At 69.1% G+C, this 16,907-nt stretch carries 14 protein-coding genes; 6 read left to right on the top strand and 8 right to left on the bottom strand.

The window, feature by feature from the left end:
* The first annotated feature begins 78 nt into the window (after positions 1-78).
* Positions 79-3,204: a PAS domain S-box protein gene (locus tag BS69_RS13355; protein ID WP_051676777.1), complete on the top strand. Its 3,126-nt coding sequence runs from the start codon at positions 79-81 to the stop codon at positions 3,202-3,204.
* A gap of 52 nt (positions 3,205-3,256) precedes the next feature.
* Positions 3,257-4,627 (top strand): argininosuccinate lyase, encoded by a 1,371-nt coding sequence (gene argH, locus BS69_RS0111450; protein WP_029942088.1) that lies wholly within the window; start codon positions 3,257-3,259, stop codon positions 4,625-4,627.
* 35 nt (positions 4,628-4,662) lie between these two features.
* Here argH and BS69_RS0111455 read toward each other — a convergent pair whose 3' ends face one another.
* From BS69_RS0111455 to argC, 5 genes are read right to left on the bottom strand one after another with little or no spacing between them, the layout of a single operon-like run.
* The gene (locus tag BS69_RS0111455) at positions 4,663-5,886 is read right to left on the bottom strand and encodes an argininosuccinate synthase (RefSeq protein ID WP_029942089.1); all 1,224 of its coding nucleotides are present in this window, start codon (positions 5,884-5,886) and stop codon (positions 4,663-4,665) included.
* 6 nt (positions 5,887-5,892) lie between these two features.
* Entirely contained in the window at positions 5,893-6,753 is an 861-nt protein-coding gene (locus BS69_RS0111460) for an ornithine carbamoyltransferase (RefSeq protein WP_245605167.1), read from the bottom strand.
* Positions 6,750-7,688: an acetylglutamate kinase gene (gene argB / locus BS69_RS0111465; RefSeq protein WP_245605158.1), complete on the bottom strand. Its 939-nt coding sequence runs from the start codon at positions 7,686-7,688 to the stop codon at positions 6,750-6,752. The genes BS69_RS0111460 and argB overlap by 4 nt, the downstream gene beginning before the upstream one ends.
* Positions 7,685-8,848 carry a bifunctional glutamate N-acetyltransferase/amino-acid acetyltransferase ArgJ gene (argJ, locus tag BS69_RS0111470; RefSeq protein ID WP_029942092.1) on the bottom strand — a complete coding sequence of 388 codons (1,164 nt, stop codon included), beginning with the start codon at positions 8,846-8,848 and terminating at the stop codon, positions 7,685-7,687. The genes argB and argJ overlap by 4 nt, the downstream gene beginning before the upstream one ends.
* Complete coding sequence (argC, locus tag BS69_RS0111475) at positions 8,845-9,861, bottom strand: N-acetyl-gamma-glutamyl-phosphate reductase (RefSeq protein ID WP_029942093.1); 1,017 nt, start codon at positions 9,859-9,861, stop codon at positions 8,845-8,847. Before argC ends, argJ begins: the two co-directional genes overlap by 4 nt.
* A 57-nt stretch (positions 9,862-9,918) precedes the next feature.
* On the opposite strand from argC, the gene BS69_RS0111480 reads away from it, so the two are divergent.
* On the top strand, positions 9,919-10,383 hold the full coding sequence (locus BS69_RS0111480) for an arginine repressor (protein WP_037504846.1): 465 nt from the start codon (positions 9,919-9,921) through the stop codon (positions 10,381-10,383).
* Between the two features lies 1 nt (position 10,384).
* Here BS69_RS0111480 and BS69_RS0111485 read toward each other — a convergent pair whose 3' ends face one another.
* The gene (locus BS69_RS0111485) at positions 10,385-10,828 is read right to left on the bottom strand and encodes a cytidine deaminase (RefSeq protein ID WP_029942095.1); all 444 of its coding nucleotides are present in this window, start codon (positions 10,826-10,828) and stop codon (positions 10,385-10,387) included.
* Between the two features lie 95 nt (positions 10,829-10,923).
* Here BS69_RS0111485 and BS69_RS0111490 point away from each other — a divergent pair, with 95 nt between their 5' ends.
* Positions 10,924-11,658: a queuosine precursor transporter gene (locus BS69_RS0111490; protein WP_029942371.1), complete on the top strand. Its 735-nt coding sequence runs from the start codon at positions 10,924-10,926 to the stop codon at positions 11,656-11,658.
* A 22-nt stretch (positions 11,659-11,680) separates the two neighbouring features.
* Positions 11,681-13,300 (top strand): bifunctional metallophosphatase/5'-nucleotidase, encoded by a 1,620-nt coding sequence (locus tag BS69_RS0111495; protein WP_051676778.1) that lies wholly within the window; start codon positions 11,681-11,683, stop codon positions 13,298-13,300.
* Here the strand turns inward: BS69_RS0111495 and BS69_RS0111500 are convergent.
* Positions 13,287-14,102 (bottom strand): class I SAM-dependent methyltransferase, encoded by an 816-nt coding sequence (locus BS69_RS0111500; protein WP_029942097.1) that lies wholly within the window; start codon positions 14,100-14,102, stop codon positions 13,287-13,289. The genes BS69_RS0111495 and BS69_RS0111500 overlap by 14 nt on opposite strands.
* Positions 14,103-14,230: 128 nt before the next feature.
* Here BS69_RS0111500 and BS69_RS0111505 point away from each other — a divergent pair, with 128 nt between their 5' ends.
* Positions 14,231-15,979, top strand: coding sequence for a putative bifunctional diguanylate cyclase/phosphodiesterase (locus tag BS69_RS0111505; protein WP_084184618.1), 1,749 nt, complete (start codon positions 14,231-14,233; stop codon positions 15,977-15,979).
* Here the strand turns inward: BS69_RS0111505 and BS69_RS0111510 are convergent.
* A complete protein-coding gene (locus tag BS69_RS0111510) occupies positions 15,976-16,899 on the bottom strand; it encodes an L-threonylcarbamoyladenylate synthase (protein WP_029942099.1) in 924 nt (307 codons plus the stop codon). The genes BS69_RS0111505 and BS69_RS0111510 overlap by 4 nt on opposite strands.
* Positions 16,900-16,907: the final 8 nt, after the last annotated feature.

Below are 16,907 nucleotides of genomic sequence, written 5' to 3' on the forward strand. Positions count from 1 at the left end.
AACCCCGACCGATGTCGCGTTTGCCAATCGTTTCACAGGCGGGTTATGGTGAGCCCAGGCGGGGACGAGAAGCTTGGCATGGACGCGGTAACTTCCCCGACCCGAAATGGCCTGTCGCCGGACATCTGGCGCGAGGTCGCCGAACATCTTCCCCTGCTGGCCTGGATCGTCGACGCCGACGGTCGGCTGCAATGGGCCAATGCCCGCTGGCGCGAATTCGCCGGGACCGACCCCGCCGACGTCGCCGAGCGCTGGTTGCCGCTGTTGCTCCCCGGCGAGGGCCCAAGCGTTGCCGCGGACCTTGCCGCCACGCTCGCCGCCGGGCAGGCATGGGGAGGGCCCGTCACGCTCGGCGCCCAAGACGGCCGCACCATCCGCTGCGACGCCCGGCTCCAGCCCGTCGCGGCCGGAAAGCACGGTCTTCGCTACGCGATCGGCACCGCGACCGAACTGCCCGACTCGCCCCCCGGGGTAGGCGAGTCCGAGGCCGAGCAGGCGCTTGCCCGCTCCGAGGAGCGGCTGCGCATCGCCACCGAGCATGCGGAGGTCGGGTTCTGGGACGTCGACGAGGCCAATGGCCGGCTGACCTGGCCGCCTCTGGTCAAGCGGCTGTTCGGGCTCCCACCCGACGTCGAGGTCACGATGGACGACTTCTACGCGGGTCTCCATCCCGAGGATTTCGACGCCGTCGCCACCGCCTACGCCGCCGCCGCCGATCCCGCCCGGCGCGCGCTCTACGATGTCGAATATCGGACCGTCGGGCGCGAGGACGGCGTGGTCCGCTGGGTCGCCGCCAAAGGGCGCGGGCTGTTCAGCGACGACGGACGCTGCCTGCGTGTGGTCGGCACCGTGGTCGACATATCCGACCGTCGGGCCGCCGAGGAGGCGCTGCGCGACAGCGAAGCACGATACCGGACCCTGTTCGAATCGATGGAGCAGGGCTTCTGCATCGTCCAGGTCGCCTTCGAGGGCGACCGTGCCACCGACCACCTCTTCACCGAGATCAATCCGGCCTTCATCCGCCAGAGCGGGCTTTCCGGCGACGTCATCGGCAAGTCGGTCCGCGACGTCATACCCGACCTCGAACCCTCCTGGACCGAGCGTTACGGAAGGATCGCCCGAACCGGCGTGCATGAGCGTTTCGTCGAACAGGCGGCCGCCCTCGGACGCTGGTTCGAGGTCTATGCCTTCCCCATCGGCCGTCCCGATCTGCATCAGGTCGCGATCCTCTTCACCGACGTGACCGAGCGGGTCGAACGCGAACGCTCCCTGGAGCAGAGCGAGAGCGAGCTTCGCCTTCGCCTCAACGCCATCCCGCAGATGGTCTGGTCGACGCTGCCCGACGGCTATCACGATTTCTACAACGACCGCTGGTACGAGTTCACCGGCGCGCCGGCGGGCACCACCGACGGCGAAGGCTGGAACGGCATGTTCCACCCCGACGACCAGCCGCTCGCCTGGCAGCGCTGGGCCCATTCGCTCGCGACCGGTGAACCGTACGAGATCGAATATCGGCTCCGCCATCACAGCGGGGCCTATCGCTGGGTGCTTGGCCGGGCGCTTCCGGTCCATGACGAAAGCGGCACGATCGTGCGCTGGATGGGTACCTGCACCGACATCGACGATCGGGTCGAAGCCGACCGCGCGCTCCAGGCGAGCGAGGCGCGGTTGCGCGCGATCCTCGAAGCCGTGCCGGTTGGGCTGATGTTCGCCAATGCCGAGGGTCGGCTGACCGGAAGCAACCACCAGATCGCTGAATTCCTGGGCCACGACCTCAAGGCGAGTTCGCGGATTGCCGATTACGGCACGGATTACGTGGCCTTCCACGCCGATGGCCGGAAGGTCGCGAGCGAGGAATATCCGCTCGCCCGCGCGCTCGGCGGAGAGGATCGGCCCGAACTCGAGTGCCAGGTCCAGCGCGGCGACGGTGTGCTCCGCTGGCTGCGTTACGTGGCCGCCCCGATCCTTTCCCCCGAAGGCGAAATCACGGGGGGCGTGGTCGCCTCGATCGACATCGATCGCGAGCGCCGGCTGACGCTCGGGCTCGAGCGCGAGGTCGAGAAGGTGGTCGCCGAGCGCGAGGCGGCGCAGGAAGCGCTTCGGCAAAGCCAGAAGCTGGAAGCCATGGGCCAGCTGACCGGCGGCGTCGCGCACGACTTCAACAATCTATTGACGCCGATCATCGGCAGCCTCGACCTGCTCCAGCGCAAGCAGGTCCTCGACGAGCGCACCAGCCGCCTGATGGAGGGCGCGCTCGCCTCGGCCGAGCGGGCGCGGGTGCTGGTCCAGCGCCTGCTCGCCTTCGCCCGCCGCCAGCCGCTCCAGCCGCAGCCGATCGACGTCGCCCGAATCGTCTCCGAAATGAGCGAGCTGATCGATTCGACCTCGGGTCCTCGGGTCCGGGTGCGGAGCGAAATCCCCGCCGGCATTCCGCCCGCGCTCGCTGACGGCAACCAGCTCGAAATGGCGCTGCTCAACCTCAGTGTGAATGCGCGCGATGCCATGCCCGACGGCGGTACGCTCAGCATAACGGTCCGCTGCGAGCCGGGCGGGAGCGGACGCCGCCTCGGCCTTGGCGAGCGCGCGCATGTCGTGATCGGGGTGAGCGACACCGGCGTCGGCATGGACGAGGAAACCCGCCGCCGCGCGATCGAGCCCTTCTTCTCGACCAAGGGGATCGGCAAGGGCACCGGGCTCGGCCTGTCGATGGTTCATGGCCTTGCCGCACAGCTCGGCGGTGCGCTCGACATCCGCAGTGCGCCGGGGATCGGCACCACCATCGAATTGTGGCTTCCGGTCGCCGACGGCAAGGTCGCCGCGGGACCCGCCGAAGCGGCCGAGAGCGAGCGCCATGGCGCGGGCATCGTGCTGCTGGTCGACGACGAGGAATATGTGCGGGCCTCCACCGCCGGGATGCTGGCCGAGCTCGGTTACCGGGTGATCGAAGCGGCGAGCGGGGAAGATGCGTTGGAGCGGGTCCGCGATGGCACCCGCCCGAACCTCCTCGTCACCGACCAGCTGATGCCCGGATTGAGCGGCACCGACCTTGCCGTCCAGCTGCGCGAGGCGATGCCCGATCTGCCGGTGCTGGTGGTGTCTGGCTATGCCGACCTCGACAGCCTGTCGCCCGCCTTCCCGCATCTCAGCAAACCCTTCCGCCAGGCCGAGCTTGCCGCGGCGCTCGAACGAACGCTGGCCGACTGATTGTGAGGAGCGGCGCCTCCGTCCTATAGGCGGCGCCATGAGCAGCAATCAGATGTGGGGCGGCCGCTTCGCCGCGGGTCCGTCGGAAATCATGCAGGCGATCAACAACAGCCTGCCGGTCGATCGCCGCCTGTGGCGCGAGGACCTTGCGGGCTCGCGCGCCCATGCCGCCATGCTGCGCGACTGCGGGATTATCGACGCCGACGACGCCGCCGCGATCCTCTCTGGACTCGACACCATCGAGGCCGAGTTCGAGGCGAACGGCGTTCCTGACCGTGCCGACCTCGAGGACATCCACATGCTGGTCGAGGCCCGCCTCGCCGAGCTGATCGGTCCGGCCGCCGGCCGTCTCCACACCGCCCGTTCGCGCAACGACCAGGTCGCGACCGACTTCAAGCTGTGGGTCAGGCGCGCGTGCCGCGAGGCCGCCGCGGCAATCGTCGCGCTGCAGCAGGTGCTCGTCGCGCGCGCCGAGGAACATGCGGCTACGATCATGCCCGGCTTCACCCACCTGCAGGTCGCGCAGCCGGTGACGCTCGGCCACCATCTCCTCGCTTATGTCGAGATGCTCCAGCGCGACGTCTCGCGGCTTCACGACGCCGACGAGCGGGCGGAAGAATGTCCGCTCGGCGCCGCGGCGCTGGCCGGGACCGGCTTCGCCACCGATCGCGAGGCCACCGCGACCGCACTCGGCTTCGAGCGGCCGACCGCCAACAGCCTCGACAGCGTCTCGGACCGCGACTTCGCGCTCGATTACCTCTCGGCCGCCGCGCAATGCGCGCTGCACCTGTCGCGGCTGGCGGAGGAAGTGATCATGTGGGCAAGCCCGCCGGTCGGCTTCGTCAAGCTGTCGGATCAATGGTCGACCGGAAGCTCGATCATGCCGCAGAAGCGCAATCCCGACGCGGCCGAGCTGGTGCGCGGCCATTCGGGACGGATCATCGGCCTGTTCACGGGCCTCATGATCACCATGAAGGGCCTTCCGCTCGCTTATTCAAAGGACATGCAAGACGACAAGGCGCCGACCTTCGAGGCGCATGACCTCCTCATGCTCAGCCTCGCCGCGCTGGCGGGCACGGTCGAGAGCGCGACCTTCGTCCCCGCGACCATGCGCGCGGCGGCGGCAAGCGGTTTCTCGACCGCGACCGACCTTGCCGACTGGCTGGTACGCGAGGCGAACGTGCCCTTCCGCGAGGCGCACCACATCACCGGCCGCGCGGTGAAGGCGGCCGAGGAGGGCGGGTGCGACCTCGCCGACCTCAGCCTCGCGCAATTGCAGGCGATCGATCCCCGCATCGACGCGCGCGTGTTCGACGTCCTTAGCGTCGAGGCTTCGGTCGCCAGCCGCACCAGCCATGGCGGGACGGCGCCCGACAACGTGCGCGCGCAGGTTTCGCGGTGGCGGGAGATGCTCGCCGACTGACGTCATCCCCGCCTGCGCGGGGACGACGGCATTTGCTAGCGGCCGACCTTCTTCGCCCGCTGCGCCGCGATCCGCAGGCGCAGGGCGTTCAATTTGATGAAGCCCGCCGCGTCGCGCTGGTCGTAGGCGCCGGAGCCCTCCTCGAAGGTGACGAGGTCCTCGTTGTAGAGCGAATAGTCGCTCTCCCGGCCGATCACCGTGGCATTGCCCTTATAGAGCGTCATGGTCACCCGGCCGGTGACCATCTCCTGGCTCTTGTCGATCAGCGCCTGGAGCATCTCGCGCTCGGGGGCGAACCAGAAGCCGTTGTAGATCAGGCTCGCGTAGCGCGGCATGATCGAATCCTTGAGGTGCATCGCCCCGCCGTCGAGGGTGATGCTCTCGATCCCCCGGTGCGCAGCGAGCAGGATGGTCCCACCCGGCGTCTCGTAGACCCCGCGGCTCTTCATGCCGACAAAGCGGTTTTCGACGAGGTCGAGGCGGCCGATGCCATTGTCGTGGCCGAGTTCATTGAGCCTGGTCAGCAGCGCCGCCGGGCTCAGCCGCTCACCGTCGATGGCGACCGGATCACCCTTTTCGAAATCGATGGTGATGACGGTCGCCTGGTCGGGCGCGTCCTCGGGGCTGATGGTCCGCTGGTGGACATATTCGGGCGCTTGCCTTGCCGGGTCTTCCAGCACCTTCCCTTCGGATGAGGAGTGAAGGAGATTGGCGTCGATCGAGAAGGGCGATTCCCCGCGCTTGTCCTTATTGATGGGGATCTGGTTCTTCTCGGCGAAGTCGATCAGCTGTTCGCGGCTGGCGAACTGCCATTCGCGCCACGGGGCGATCACGCGAATGTCGGGCTCGAGCGCATAATAGCCGAGCTCGAAGCGGACCTGGTCGTTGCCCTTGCCGGTCGCGCCGTGACAGACGGCGTCGGCGCCCACCTCACGGGCAATCTCGATCTGGCGCTTGGCGATCAGCGGCCGCGCGATCGACGTGCCGAGCAGATACTGCCCCTCGTAGACGGTGTTGGCGCGGAACATCGGGAAGACGAAGTCGCGGACGAACTCCTCTTTGAGGTCGTCGATGAAGATGTTCTCGGGCTTGATGCCCAGCATCTGGGCCTTGGCGCGCGCCGGCTCGACTTCCTCGCCTTGCCCCAAGTCGGCGGTGAAGGTGACCACCTCCGCATCATATTCGGTCTGGAGCCACTTGAGGATGATCGAGGTGTCGAGCCCGCCCGAATAAGCGAGCACGACCTTGAGCTTAGCCATGTTTCTTCAGTCCTGCTGGAGAAGCCACATCAGCGCGCCGCGCGCACTGTGCATCCGGTTTTCGGCCTGGCGCCAGACCGCGCTGCGCGGGCCGTCGATGACTCCCGCGGTCACTTCCTCGCCGCGCCGCGCGGGCAGGCAGTGGAGGAACCAGGCGTCGGGCGTACGCGCCATCAGCGCCTCGTCGACCTGGTAGGCGGCAAGGTCGGCCATGCGCCGCTCGGCCTCGCCGTCCTGGCCCATCGAGACGAACACGTCGCTGTAGACGATATCCGCGCCCGCCACCGCGCCAAGATCGGCGGTCTGCGCGACCCCGGCCGGCGCGTCCGACAGCTGATAGCCCTCGGGCGCGACGATGGTGAGTTCGGCGCCGAGCGCCGCGCACCCTTGCGCGAGGCTGCGCGCGACATTGTTGTCGCCGTCGCCGACATAAGCCACCTTCACGCCCTCGATCCGGCCCATGAGCTGGCGGATGGTGAGAAGGTCGGCGAGCCCCTGCAGGGGATGGTCGGTGCCCGACAGGAGGTTCACCACCGGTACCGGGCTCGCCGCCGCCAGCTGCTCGAGCACGCCGTGGTCGAACACCCGCGCGGCGATCACGCCATGATAGCAGGCGAGCGTGCGGGCGATGTCCTCGACGCTTTCGCGGGTGCTGATGCCGAGTTCCGCCGGGGTCAGGTAGACCGGATGCCCGCCGAGCTGGTGGACCGCCAGTTCCATCGAGTTGCGGGTCCGCGCGCTCGGCTTCTCGAAGTAGAGCGCGGCGCCCTTGCCGGCGAGGACCGGCGCCGGATCAGCCTCGGCCAGTGCCAGCATAGCCGACAGGTCGTCGGCGGCGAGGTCGCGCAAAGTCAGGAGGTGCTTCACCAATTGGCCTCCGCCTTGATCATGGTGCCGATGCCGTGCTTCGTCAGCAGCTCGATTAGCAGCGCATGGGGTACGCGCCCGTCGATGATGTGGGCAAACGGGACCCCGCCCTCGACCGCGTCGGCGCAGGCGGTGAGCTTGGGAATCATGCCCCCGCCGACGCTCTCGTCGTCGATCTTCGCGCGCAGCTCGGCCGCGGTCAGGCGCGGGATGAGCGTGGCCTCGTCCTTCGGGTCCTCGAGCAGCCCGGGGGCGGCGGTGAGGTAGACGATCTTCTCGGCCTTCATCGCAATGGCGATGGCCTTGGCGGCCTCGTCGGCGTTGACGTTGAAGGGCTGGCCGTTCTCGTCCGCCCCAATGGTCGAGACCACCGGGACCATCCCGTCCTCGAGCAGCCGCAGCAGGTGATCGGCGCGGACATCGGCGACGTCGCCGACATAGCCGAGCGAGGTGTCGCGCGGCGCGACCCGAAGCAGCCCCGCATCCTCGCCCGAGACGCCGACCGCGACCGGCTCGTCGCCGGCCTGGCCGTTGATGGTGGCGACGAGGTCGCGGTTGATCTTGCCGACCAGCACCATGCGGACGATCTCGAGCGTCTCGGCGTCGGTGACGCGGAGGCCATCCTTGAACTCGGGCTCCTTGCCGACCCGCCGCAGCATCGCGTCGACCTGCGGGCCGCCGCCGTGAACGACCACGCAGCGCACCCCGACCGAGCGGAGCAGCAGCACGTCCTGCGCCAGCGCGCGATCGCTTTCGGGGTCGATCGCCGCGCCGCCGAGCTTCACCACCACCGCCTTGCCGGCGAACAGCTGGATATAGGGGAGGGCGTCGACGAGGATCTCCGCAGTGCTCGACGGGGTCAGCATCCGCCGCGCCATGTCGTCGTCCTGCTCCAGGGTCGTCGGCTGGATGTCGGGGGCGTGGAGGTCGTTCATGAAGTCACGCTATTCTCTTTGATGTAGCCGGGGCCGAGGTCGACCCCGATCATCCGGGCCTCCCCGGTGCCGGCGCCCAGGTGGACCTCGATGGCGAATTCGGTGCCCAGCATGTGCTCGGTGAGGGCCTGCGCGTCGTGCGGGACCTGAACGCCGCCCTCGGCGACCTTGATCCCGCCATAAAGGACTGCGCTCCGCTCGACCTCGAGCGCGACCCCGGCCGAACCCGCCGCCGCCAGCAGCCGGCCCCAGTAGGGATCGGCGCCATACCAGCTGCACTTGACGAGATTGTTCTCGGCGATCGCCTTGGCCGCGATCCGCGCCTCGGCATCGCTCGCCGCGCCGGTGACATGGAGATGGGCAAGGCGGGTCATGCCTTCCGCGTCATGCGCCATCTTCATGGTGAGGTCGCGGCAGGCCTCGGCCAGCCCGCGCGCGAAGGCGTCGAGGTCGGCGGGCGCGCCCTTGCGGCCGCCGGCGAAGATCATGGCGGTGTCGTTGGTCGAGGTCGCGCCGTCGACGTTCAAGGTGTTGAAGCTCGTGTCGCTCGCCGCCTTGAGCATCGCCTGGAGCGTCTCGCGGGGAACGTCGGCATCGGTGGTGAGGAACGCCAGCATGGTCGCCATGTTGGGCGCGATCATGCCGCAGCCCTTGGCCATGCCGCCGATCGTCCAGTTCTCGCCGCGGACCACGACTTCCTTGGCGACATGGTCGGTGGTGAGGATCCCCGCGGCCGCTTGCGTGCCGCCCGCGACCGACAGCGCGCCCGCCAGCTTCGGCACGGCGGGCAGGATGACGTCCATCGGCAGGGGGGTCCCGATGATCCCGGTCGAGCAGACGAGGACATGCGCGCTGCTGGTGCCGAGCGCCTGCGCCGCGGCCATCTGCATCGCCTGCGCGTCGCGATAGCCGGCGGCGCCGGTTCCCGCATTGGCGTTGCCCGAATTGACGATCACCGCCGCCGCCTTGCCGCCATTGGCGTCGAGCAAAGCCTGGTCGAGCTGGACCGGCGGCGCCTTGAACTTGTTCTGGGTGAAGACCGCGGCGCAGGTGACCGGCTGGCGATCCTCGGTGGCGAGGAGCGCCATGTCGGGCTTGGCCCGCTTGATCCCGGCATGGAGGCCGGCGGCGACAAAGCCCTCGGCGGCGGTAACGCTCATGGAAATACTCCTTCGGCGGCAAGGCCGGCGGCCTCGTCCAGCCCGGTCATCAGGTTGGCGCACTGGATCATCTGCCCGGCGGCGCCCTTGCCGAGATTGTCGATCGCACCCAGCGCCACGACCCGGCCGGTGCGGGGGTCGTAGCGGGCGGTGACCACCGCGCCGTTGCTGCCGGCGACCCACTTGGTCGCCGGCGGCTCGTTGCTCACCCGGACGAACGGCTCATCGGCATAAGCCGAGCGGAGGACGGAGAGTGGCTCGTCCGGGCCCATGTCCCGCGTCGCGGTGGCGTAGCAGGTGGCGAGGATGCCGCGGGTCATCGGGGCGAGGTGCGGGGTGAAGAGGATGGTCGCGCCCAGTGCCTGTTCCATCTCGGCGGTGTGGCGGTGGTTGAGAAGACCGTAGGCGACGAAGCTTCCCTCGACCACATTGTAGGAGGTGCCTTCCTTGAGCCCGCGCCCCGCGCCGCTGACCCCGCTCGCCGCATCGACGATGATGCTGGCGGGATCGACGAGTCCGGCGTCGACGAGGGGCTTCAGCGCAAGGATCGTCGCGGTCGGATAGCAGCCGGCGGCCGCCACCGCCTGCGCGCTCCGGATGGCGTCGCGGTGGAATTCGGGAATGCCCGTGACGAACCGGCCGAGCAATTCAGGCGCCTGATGGGGTTCGCCATACCAATGTGCATAATCCTGCGGATCGTGCAGCCGGAAGTCGGCGCCGAGGTCGACCAGCTTGCACCCCTTCTCGAGGATGGCGCCGGCGATCTTCTGGCTTTCGCCATGGGGGAGGGCGGCAAGCACCAGGTCGATGCCGTCGAGCGCGGCGAGGTCGAACCGCTCGACGGTGAGGTCGGCAAGCGGGACGGCGATATGCGGGTGGACCTGGCCAAGCTTCTGCCCAGCCTTGCTGTCCCCGAACAGGCGCGTCGCGGCAATCGCCGGATGGCGCGCGAGGAGTCGCAGAAGCTCGCCGCCGACATAGCCGGAGGCACCGAGGATGGCGGCACGAATCATGGGAGGGCGGCTATGGGCCCATTTGCATGTCTATGCAAGTTCATGCATAAAGTTTGCATGACCGATGCCCGCAACCGACGTCTGGCCGCGCTTGCCGACCTGCTCCGCACGCGCAGCCTGACGCGCCAGGACGAGCTGGCGTCCGCCCTCCGCGAGCTCGGCCATGAGGTCACGCAGGCGACCGTCAGCCGCGACCTCGAGCAGCTGGGCGCGGTCAAGATAAGGCAGGGCGGAGAAACGCGTTATGCGCTGCCCGATTCGCTCGGCGGCTTGCCGGCGGGAGAGCGGCGGCTGCGCAGCATCCTCGCCGAGTGGGTCCGCTCGGTCACGCCCGCGGCAAGCCTCGTGGTGCTCCGGACGCCGCCCGGCTCGGCGCATCTCGTCGGGGTCGCGCTCGACGCCGCCGCGCTCGAGGGGGTCGCCGGGACGATTTGCGGCGACGACACCTTGTTCGTCGCAACCGGGTCAGCGGAGGCGGCCGCGGCCCTCGCCGCCGAATGGCAAGGCTGGCTCGCGGCGTAGCCTAGGCGGCGTCGCCGAGGCTGGCGGGGCCGAAGCCGTGCGGGATGAGCTCGGACAGGCGATGCCGCTCGACCGTCTGGCCATCGCCGCTCGAACAGACGATCTCGAGGTCGCGATTCCCAAGCTGCGCCGCTTCGAGCAACGCCTGCCGGCAGCCGCCGCACGGGGTCACCGGCTGTTCGCCCGACAGCGAATCGCCCGAGCCATTGCCCCCCGCGACCGCGATCCGGGCGACCTTGTCGAGCCCGAATTCATGCTGGGCGGCGGTCAGCGCGCTCTGCTCGGCGCACAGGCCCAGCCGGTAGCAGGCATTCTCCATGTTCGCGCCGGTCACCACCGCGCCGTCGACGCTGAGGATCGCGCAGCCCACCGAAAAGCCGGAATAGGGAGCATAGGCCTTGAGCGCGGCGGCGCGGGCGGCGGCGATCAGTTGTTCGTCGGTCATGGAGGCTCCCTAGCGCTCGATACGGCCTTGCGTCACCCCGGGCTTGACCCGCGAGCTTGCTTCTTCACTTTGGCGGCCGAGTGACGGGGGTGGTGATGGAAGAGATTCAACGGGTCGAGGCGGGCTCGCTGCACGGGCGGCCGCTGCGTTATTTCGACCTCGTCATGGCGGCCTTCGTCGTCATCCTGTTGCTCTCCAACATTCTCGGCGCCGGCAAGGTCGCGGAGATCGACCTGCCGCTCGTCGGCCTGTGGCCGTTCGGCGCGGGCATCCTCTTCTTTCCCTTGTCCTACGTGATCGGCGACCTCCTGACCGAGGTCTACGGCTATGCCCGCGCGCGCCGCTGCATCTGGGTGGGCACGGCGGCCATGCTGTTCATGGCCTTCATGGCCTGGGTGGTGGTCAAGCTTCCGCCCGCGCCGAGCTGGACGGGCCAGGCCGCCTATGAACAGGTGTTCGGGCAGGTGCCGCGAATCGTCATGGCCTCCATCGCGGCCTTCTGGGCCGGCGAATTCGTCAATTCGGTCGTGCTCGCGCGGATGAAGGTCTGGACCGGCGGCAAGTATCTGTGGACCCGGACCATCGGCAGCACCGTCGCCGGTCAGGGTGTGGACAGCCTGATCTTCTATCCGCTCGCTTTCTGGGGCGCCGCCGGCTGGACGAACGAGCTTGTGCTCCAAGTCATGCTGACACAATGGGCGCTCAAAGTGTCGTGGGAAGCGCTGCTGACGCCGGTCACCTATGCGGTGGTCGGGTTCCTGAAGCGGCGCGAAGGAGTGGATGTCTTCGATGAGCGTACCGATTTCACGCCGTTCGCTGCTCGCGTGTAGCCTTTTCCTTTCCGCCTGCGGGGTGCGCGAGCTGCCGTCCGCGCCGCCGCCGCCGTCCGCGCCGGTCGAGGTGCAGATCCTTGGCCTCAACGACTTCCACGGCAATCTCGAAACGCCGCGCGATCCCGTGCCGCTGCGCAATCCTGAAGGCACGACGACCAAGATCCGGGCCGGCGGCGCCGCGCAGCTGACTGCGACACTGCAGCGGCTCCGCGCCGGCCACCCGAGCGTCACCGTCGCCGCGGGCGACCTCATCGGCGCGTCGCCACTGGTCTCGGCCTATTTCCTCGACGAGCCGACGATCCGCGCGCTCGGCATGGCCGGGCTCGAGCTGGCCGCGGTCGGCAACCACGAATTCGACAAGGGCGGGGCCGAACTGCTCCGCATCCAGAACGGCGGCTGCGACAAGTTCACCAGCCGCGTACCCTGCCGCGTGGAGCCCCACGCCCCGGCAAGCTTCCGCTACCTCGCCGCCAATGTCCTGACCGAGCAGGGGACGACGCTGTTCCCGGCGACCGCGATCAAGCAGGTCGGCCCGGTGAAACTGGGCTTCATCGGCATGACGCTCAAGGACACCGCGACCCTCGTCACGCCTGCGGGGGTCAAGGGCTTCACCTTCGCCGACGAGGCCGCGACCGCCAACGCCCTGGTCCCCAAGCTCAAGGCCGAGGGGGTCAACGCCATCGTCCTCCTTATCCACCAGGGTGGCCGCGTACCGCCGATCTACGACACGCTCGGCTGCGACGGGCTGTCGGGCGAGATCGTGCCGCTCCTCGGAAAGCTCGATCCGGCCATCAGCGTCATTGTCAGCGGCCACACCCACCACGCTTATGCCTGCACGGTCGAGGCGGGCGGGGCGCCGCGGCTCCTGACCAGCGCGGGCAAGAACGGCTATCTCGTCACCGACATCCGCCTGTCGTTCGATCCTGCGAGCGCTCGGATGGTTTCGTCCAAGGCCCAGAACGTCCCCGTGCTCGCCGAGCGCGATCCCGCGGTCGAAGCGCTGGTCAGCCGCTACGCCGAAGCCGCTCGGCCGGCGGCGGAGCGGGTGGTCGGCCGGCTGGTCGGCGCGGCAATGAAGGATCCGGACGACCAGGAAAGCTCGGCCGCCGAGCTCATCTCCGACGCCCAGCTCGCCGCGACCCGCGCGCCCGGCCGCGGCGGCGCCCAGATCGCCTTCATCAACGCGTCCGGCGTGCGCACCGATCTCATCCCCCGCGCGGACGGGACGATCACCTACGGCCAGATCTTCGCGCTCCAGCCGTTCGGCAACAATCTGGTGGTCAAGAGCCTCACCGGCGCGCAGCTGAAGCGATTGCTCGAGCAGCAGTTCAAGGAAGAGAATGGCAAGGCCAAGGTCGCCTCGCTGCTGGTCCCGTCGGCGGGCTTCACCTTCCGCTATGACCTGTCCCGCCCCGCGGGCGAGCGGATCGTCGCCATGACGCTGAATGGCAAGCCGATCGACCCGGCCGCGACCTACCGGATCAACGTCAACAACTTCCTCGCCAGCGGCGGAGACGGCTTCTCGGTGCTCGCCGAGGGCAAGGATGCGTTCGACGCCGGGCTCGACCTCGACGCGCTCGAAGCCTGGCTCGCGACCAACCCGGTCGCGCCCAAGGTCGGCCGCGTCAGCGGGGTTTGACGAACTTCAGCGTCATCCGGTCGCTCTCGCCGATGGCGAGATATTTCGCCCGGTCCTTGTCGCCGAGGCGCAGGGTCGGGGGAAGGGTCCAGACCCCCTCGGGGTGATCGGCCGTGTCCTTGCGGTTGGCATTGATCTCGCTCGATCCGGCGAAGCGGAAGCCCGCCTGCTCGGCGAGGCGGCGGACGGTCGAGACCTTCAGATAGCCGCTGCTCTTCTCGCGCGCGCTGTCGGCCTTTTCGGGCAGGCGATGCTCCTCGATTCCGAGCACGCCGCCGGGCTTCAGCATGGCGTAGATCTGCTGGAAGGCCTCGGCCGCATAAGGTTGATCGCCCATCGCCCAGTTGTGGACGTTGCGGAAGGTCAGGACGACGTCGGCGCTGCCATCGGGCACCTTGGCCTGGCCAGCGTCCCGGACGGGGAAGATGACCTGCCGGGCACGGCCGTAGAGTGCGGCATCTTTCTGGACGAGCCGCTGGAAGCCGCCGAGCCCGCGCTCGTTTGGAGCGGCGACATAATAGGTGCCGCCGCCGTTCAGCACGTAGGGCGCGAGGATCTCGCTGTACCAGCCGCCGCCGGGGATCAGCTCGACCACCGTCTGCTTGGGCCGGACGCCGAAGAAGGCGAGAGTCTGCTGCGGATGGCGATAGACGTCCCGGGCCCGGTTGGCTTCGCTCCGCGCCGGGCTTGCGACCGCGGCGGCCAGCGCCTTGCGCTCGGCGGCGGGAGAGGCGGGAGCAGCCAGCGCCACGCCCACGCCGGCGGTGGCGAGGATGGCGAGCGTGATGGTGCTTCGGATCATGGCGTCGGTTCCCCTTGCAGGCTTTTGCCGATCCCTGCCGGTCCGGTCCGGCGCTGGCAAGCCAACCGGCCGAAAGTCCGTAGCCCAAGGAAACAGAAGTTTAACGCATCGGGGCCCATAGCAGGCGCATGCCGGCCTTGCCCAAGCGCGCTTCGCCCCGAAGCGCACCGCATCCCGCGCCGCCCTTGTGGGCGGACGGCCCGGTATTGCTCGACGCGCTGCCGATCGCCGCGGCGATCATCGAGCATGATGTGAAGGGCAGCCGGATCGCCGCGCACAACCTGCGCTTCGCCGAGGCGGTCGCCATTTCCAGCGCCCAGACCATGGCCGGGCTGAAGCGCCAGTGCCTGTCGGGCGAGGGACTGATCGCCGAGCATCTCATCCAGTGGTTCGAGAGCGAGGCGCCGGTGTCCGACCTCGACTTCCGCGACGGAGCGGGGGTCTCGGCGCGTTTCTACCGGCTCAAGCTCGCGCCGCTGCCAAGCCATGGCGAATGCCGCCGCGCGCTCTGCTCGGTGGTCGATCGCACCGCCGAGGTGCAGGCCGAGCGCACGCTTCGCGCCGAGATGCTGCGCGACAGCCTGACCGGCCTGCCCAATCGCCTGGCCTTCACCGAGATGATCGAAGCGGCCGAGCGCAAGGTCGAGGCCGGGACCGCGGGCCATGCCGTGCTGGTGGTCGACATGCTCCGCTTCAGCCGGATCAACGAGAGCATGGGGAGCCTCGCCGGCGACGAATTGCTGATCACCTTCGCCCGCCGCCTGATCTCGGCGCTCCGGGCCGGGGACAGCCTTGCGCGCACCGGCGGCAACGAATTCGGGATCGTGGTCACGCTCCGTCGGGGCATGTCCGATGCGCTCAAGGCCGCGCTTCGCATCCAGGAGGCGATGAACGCGCCGTTCAAGCTGAGCGAGCTCGAGATCAAGGTCGAATGCGCGATTGGCCTCGCGATCATGCAGCCGGGGCAGGATAGCGAGGAGCTGTTCCGCAACGCGCAATTCGCGGTCAAGCAGGCCAAGGCGAGCGGCCGGCCCGAGGTCTACGAACCCAAGGAAGCCAGCCTTGCCCGGCGGCGCTTCTCGATCGAGACCGAGCTTCGCCGCGCGCTCGACCGCGATCTCCTCGACCTGTTCTACCAGCCGCTGATCAACCTCAAGACCGGCGAGGTGACCGGATTCGAGGCGCTCGCTCGCTGGACCCACGAGGATCGCGGCGAGATCAGCCCGACCGAATTCATTCCCGTCGCCGAGGAAAGCGGCCTCATCCTCAGCCTCGGCCGCTGGGCGATGGACCGGGCGGCCTCGACGCTTGCCGGCTGGGACGCCACGGCCGGGCAGAAACTGCCCTTCTACGTCGCGGTCAATCTCTCCGCGATCCAGGTCGCGCGCGACGACATCGCCGCGATGGTCGGCGGCGCGCTGCGTTCGACCGGGCTGAGCGGCGACCGGCTGACGCTCGAACTGACCGAAAGCTCGATCGTCCAGGACCCGCGCCGCGCGACCCGCGTGTTCGATGCGCTGAAGGCGCTCGACACCACCGTGGCGATGGACGATTTCGGCACCGGTTACTCGAGCCTCGCCTATCTCCAGCGACTGCCGATCGACGTCCTCAAGATCGACCGCAGCTTCGTCACCGGCATGATGGTCGATCCCGACAGCGTGGCGATCGTGCGCGCGGTGCTGAGCCTCGCCGACGCGCTCGGCATGTCGACCACCGCCGAGGGGATCGAGAGCCGCGAGCTTGCGACGACGCTTGCGGCCCTGGGCTGCGCCTCGGGGCAGGGCTATTTCTTCGCCAAGCCGCTGGCGACCGACGAGGCCCTCGAATTCTGGCAGAGCCGGCTGCGCAAGCCGGCGACGAAGGGCTCGCGCCGCTAGGGACGCGGTGCCGCGGCCCGCGCCAGCCGGTCGTTGATCGCGAGTCCGAGGCCGTCCCGGGGGATCGGCGCCACTGCGATCTTGTCCCGCCCGGCCGCATCGGCGCGGTGCAGGCTGTCGAACAGGCGCGCCGCCGCCTCGACTAGGTCGCCGGAGGGGCTGAGGCTGTCGTCGCCCCCGACCGGGCCGAAGCCGATCAGCCACTCGTCCGGCGCCGCGCTGGTCGCATCGAGCCGCAGCGGCCGCGATGGCGCGTAATGGCTTTCCATCATCCCCGGCGCCTCGATCCCCTTGGTCGCTGGGACCGCGCCGGCGACCGCGATCGGGCCCGGGCGAAGCAGCCGGAGCGTACCGTCCGTCGCGGCGACGATCGTGCTTTCGAGGCCATGCGCGGTCGCCCCGCCGTCGATCACCAGCGCGATCCGCCCGTCGAGCGAGGCCAGCACATGGGTAGCGCGGGTCGGGCTGATCCGCCCGCTCGCATTGGCGCTTGGGGCGGCGAGGGGCCGCCCGCTCGCCTCGAGCAGCGCGCGCATCGCGGGGTGGGCGGGAACGCGGATGGCGATGGTGGGAAGCCCGGCGGTGACGAGGCTGGCAATGCCATGACCCTCGGCCAGCGGGACGACGAGGGTCAGGGGGCCTGGCCAGTGCGCCGCCGCCAGCGCTTCGGCCGCCGCATCGAACCGCCCCAGGCGCTTCGCTGCCGCCAGGTCGGGGACATGGACGATCAGCGGATTGAAGCTCGGCCGGCCCTTGGCCTCGTAGATTCGCGCGACGGCCTCCGCATTGGTGGCGTCGGCGGCGAGCCCGTAGACCGTTTCGGTCGGGACCGCGACCGGCAGCCCCGCCGAGACCAGCCGCGCGGCTTCGGCGATCACGTCCGGCCCGAACGGCCGTATCTCGGTGCTCTTGCCCGGCATGTCGCCGC

It is taken from the genome of Sphingomonas astaxanthinifaciens DSM 22298 (assembly GCF_000711715.1).
GTDB lineage: Bacteria > Pseudomonadota > Alphaproteobacteria > Sphingomonadales > Sphingomonadaceae > Sphingomicrobium > Sphingomicrobium astaxanthinifaciens_A.

Coding starts and splice junctions, on each gene's coding strand:
- argB (WP_245605158.1), bottom strand. CDS start 7,688: ATGAACGACCTCCACGCCCCCGACATCCAGCCGACGACCCTGGAGCAG.
- argJ (WP_029942092.1), bottom strand. CDS start 8,848: ATGAGCGTTACCGCCGCCGAGGGCTTTGTCGCCGCCGGCCTCCATGCC.
- BS69_RS13355 (WP_051676777.1), top strand. CDS start 79: ATGGACGCGGTAACTTCCCCGACCCGAAATGGCCTGTCGCCGGACATC.
- BS69_RS0111485 (WP_029942095.1), bottom strand. CDS start 10,828: ATGACCGACGAACAACTGATCGCCGCCGCCCGCGCCGCCGCGCTCAAG.
- argH (WP_029942088.1), top strand. CDS start 3,257: ATGTGGGGCGGCCGCTTCGCCGCGGGTCCGTCGGAAATCATGCAGGCG.
- BS69_RS0111455 (WP_029942089.1), bottom strand. CDS start 5,886: ATGGCTAAGCTCAAGGTCGTGCTCGCTTATTCGGGCGGGCTCGACACC.
- argC (WP_029942093.1), bottom strand. CDS start 9,861: ATGATTCGTGCCGCCATCCTCGGTGCCTCCGGCTATGTCGGCGGCGAG.
- BS69_RS0111500 (WP_029942097.1), bottom strand. CDS start 14,102: ATGATCCGAAGCACCATCACGCTCGCCATCCTCGCCACCGCCGGCGTG.
- BS69_RS0111505 (WP_084184618.1), top strand. CDS start 14,231: ATGCCGGCCTTGCCCAAGCGCGCTTCGCCCCGAAGCGCACCGCATCCC.
- BS69_RS0111490 (WP_029942371.1), top strand. CDS start 10,924: ATGGAAGAGATTCAACGGGTCGAGGCGGGCTCGCTGCACGGGCGGCCG.
- BS69_RS0111480 (WP_037504846.1), top strand. CDS start 9,919: ATGACCGATGCCCGCAACCGACGTCTGGCCGCGCTTGCCGACCTGCTC.
- BS69_RS0111510 (WP_029942099.1), bottom strand. CDS start 16,899: ATGCCGGGCAAGAGCACCGAGATACGGCCGTTCGGGCCGGACGTGATC.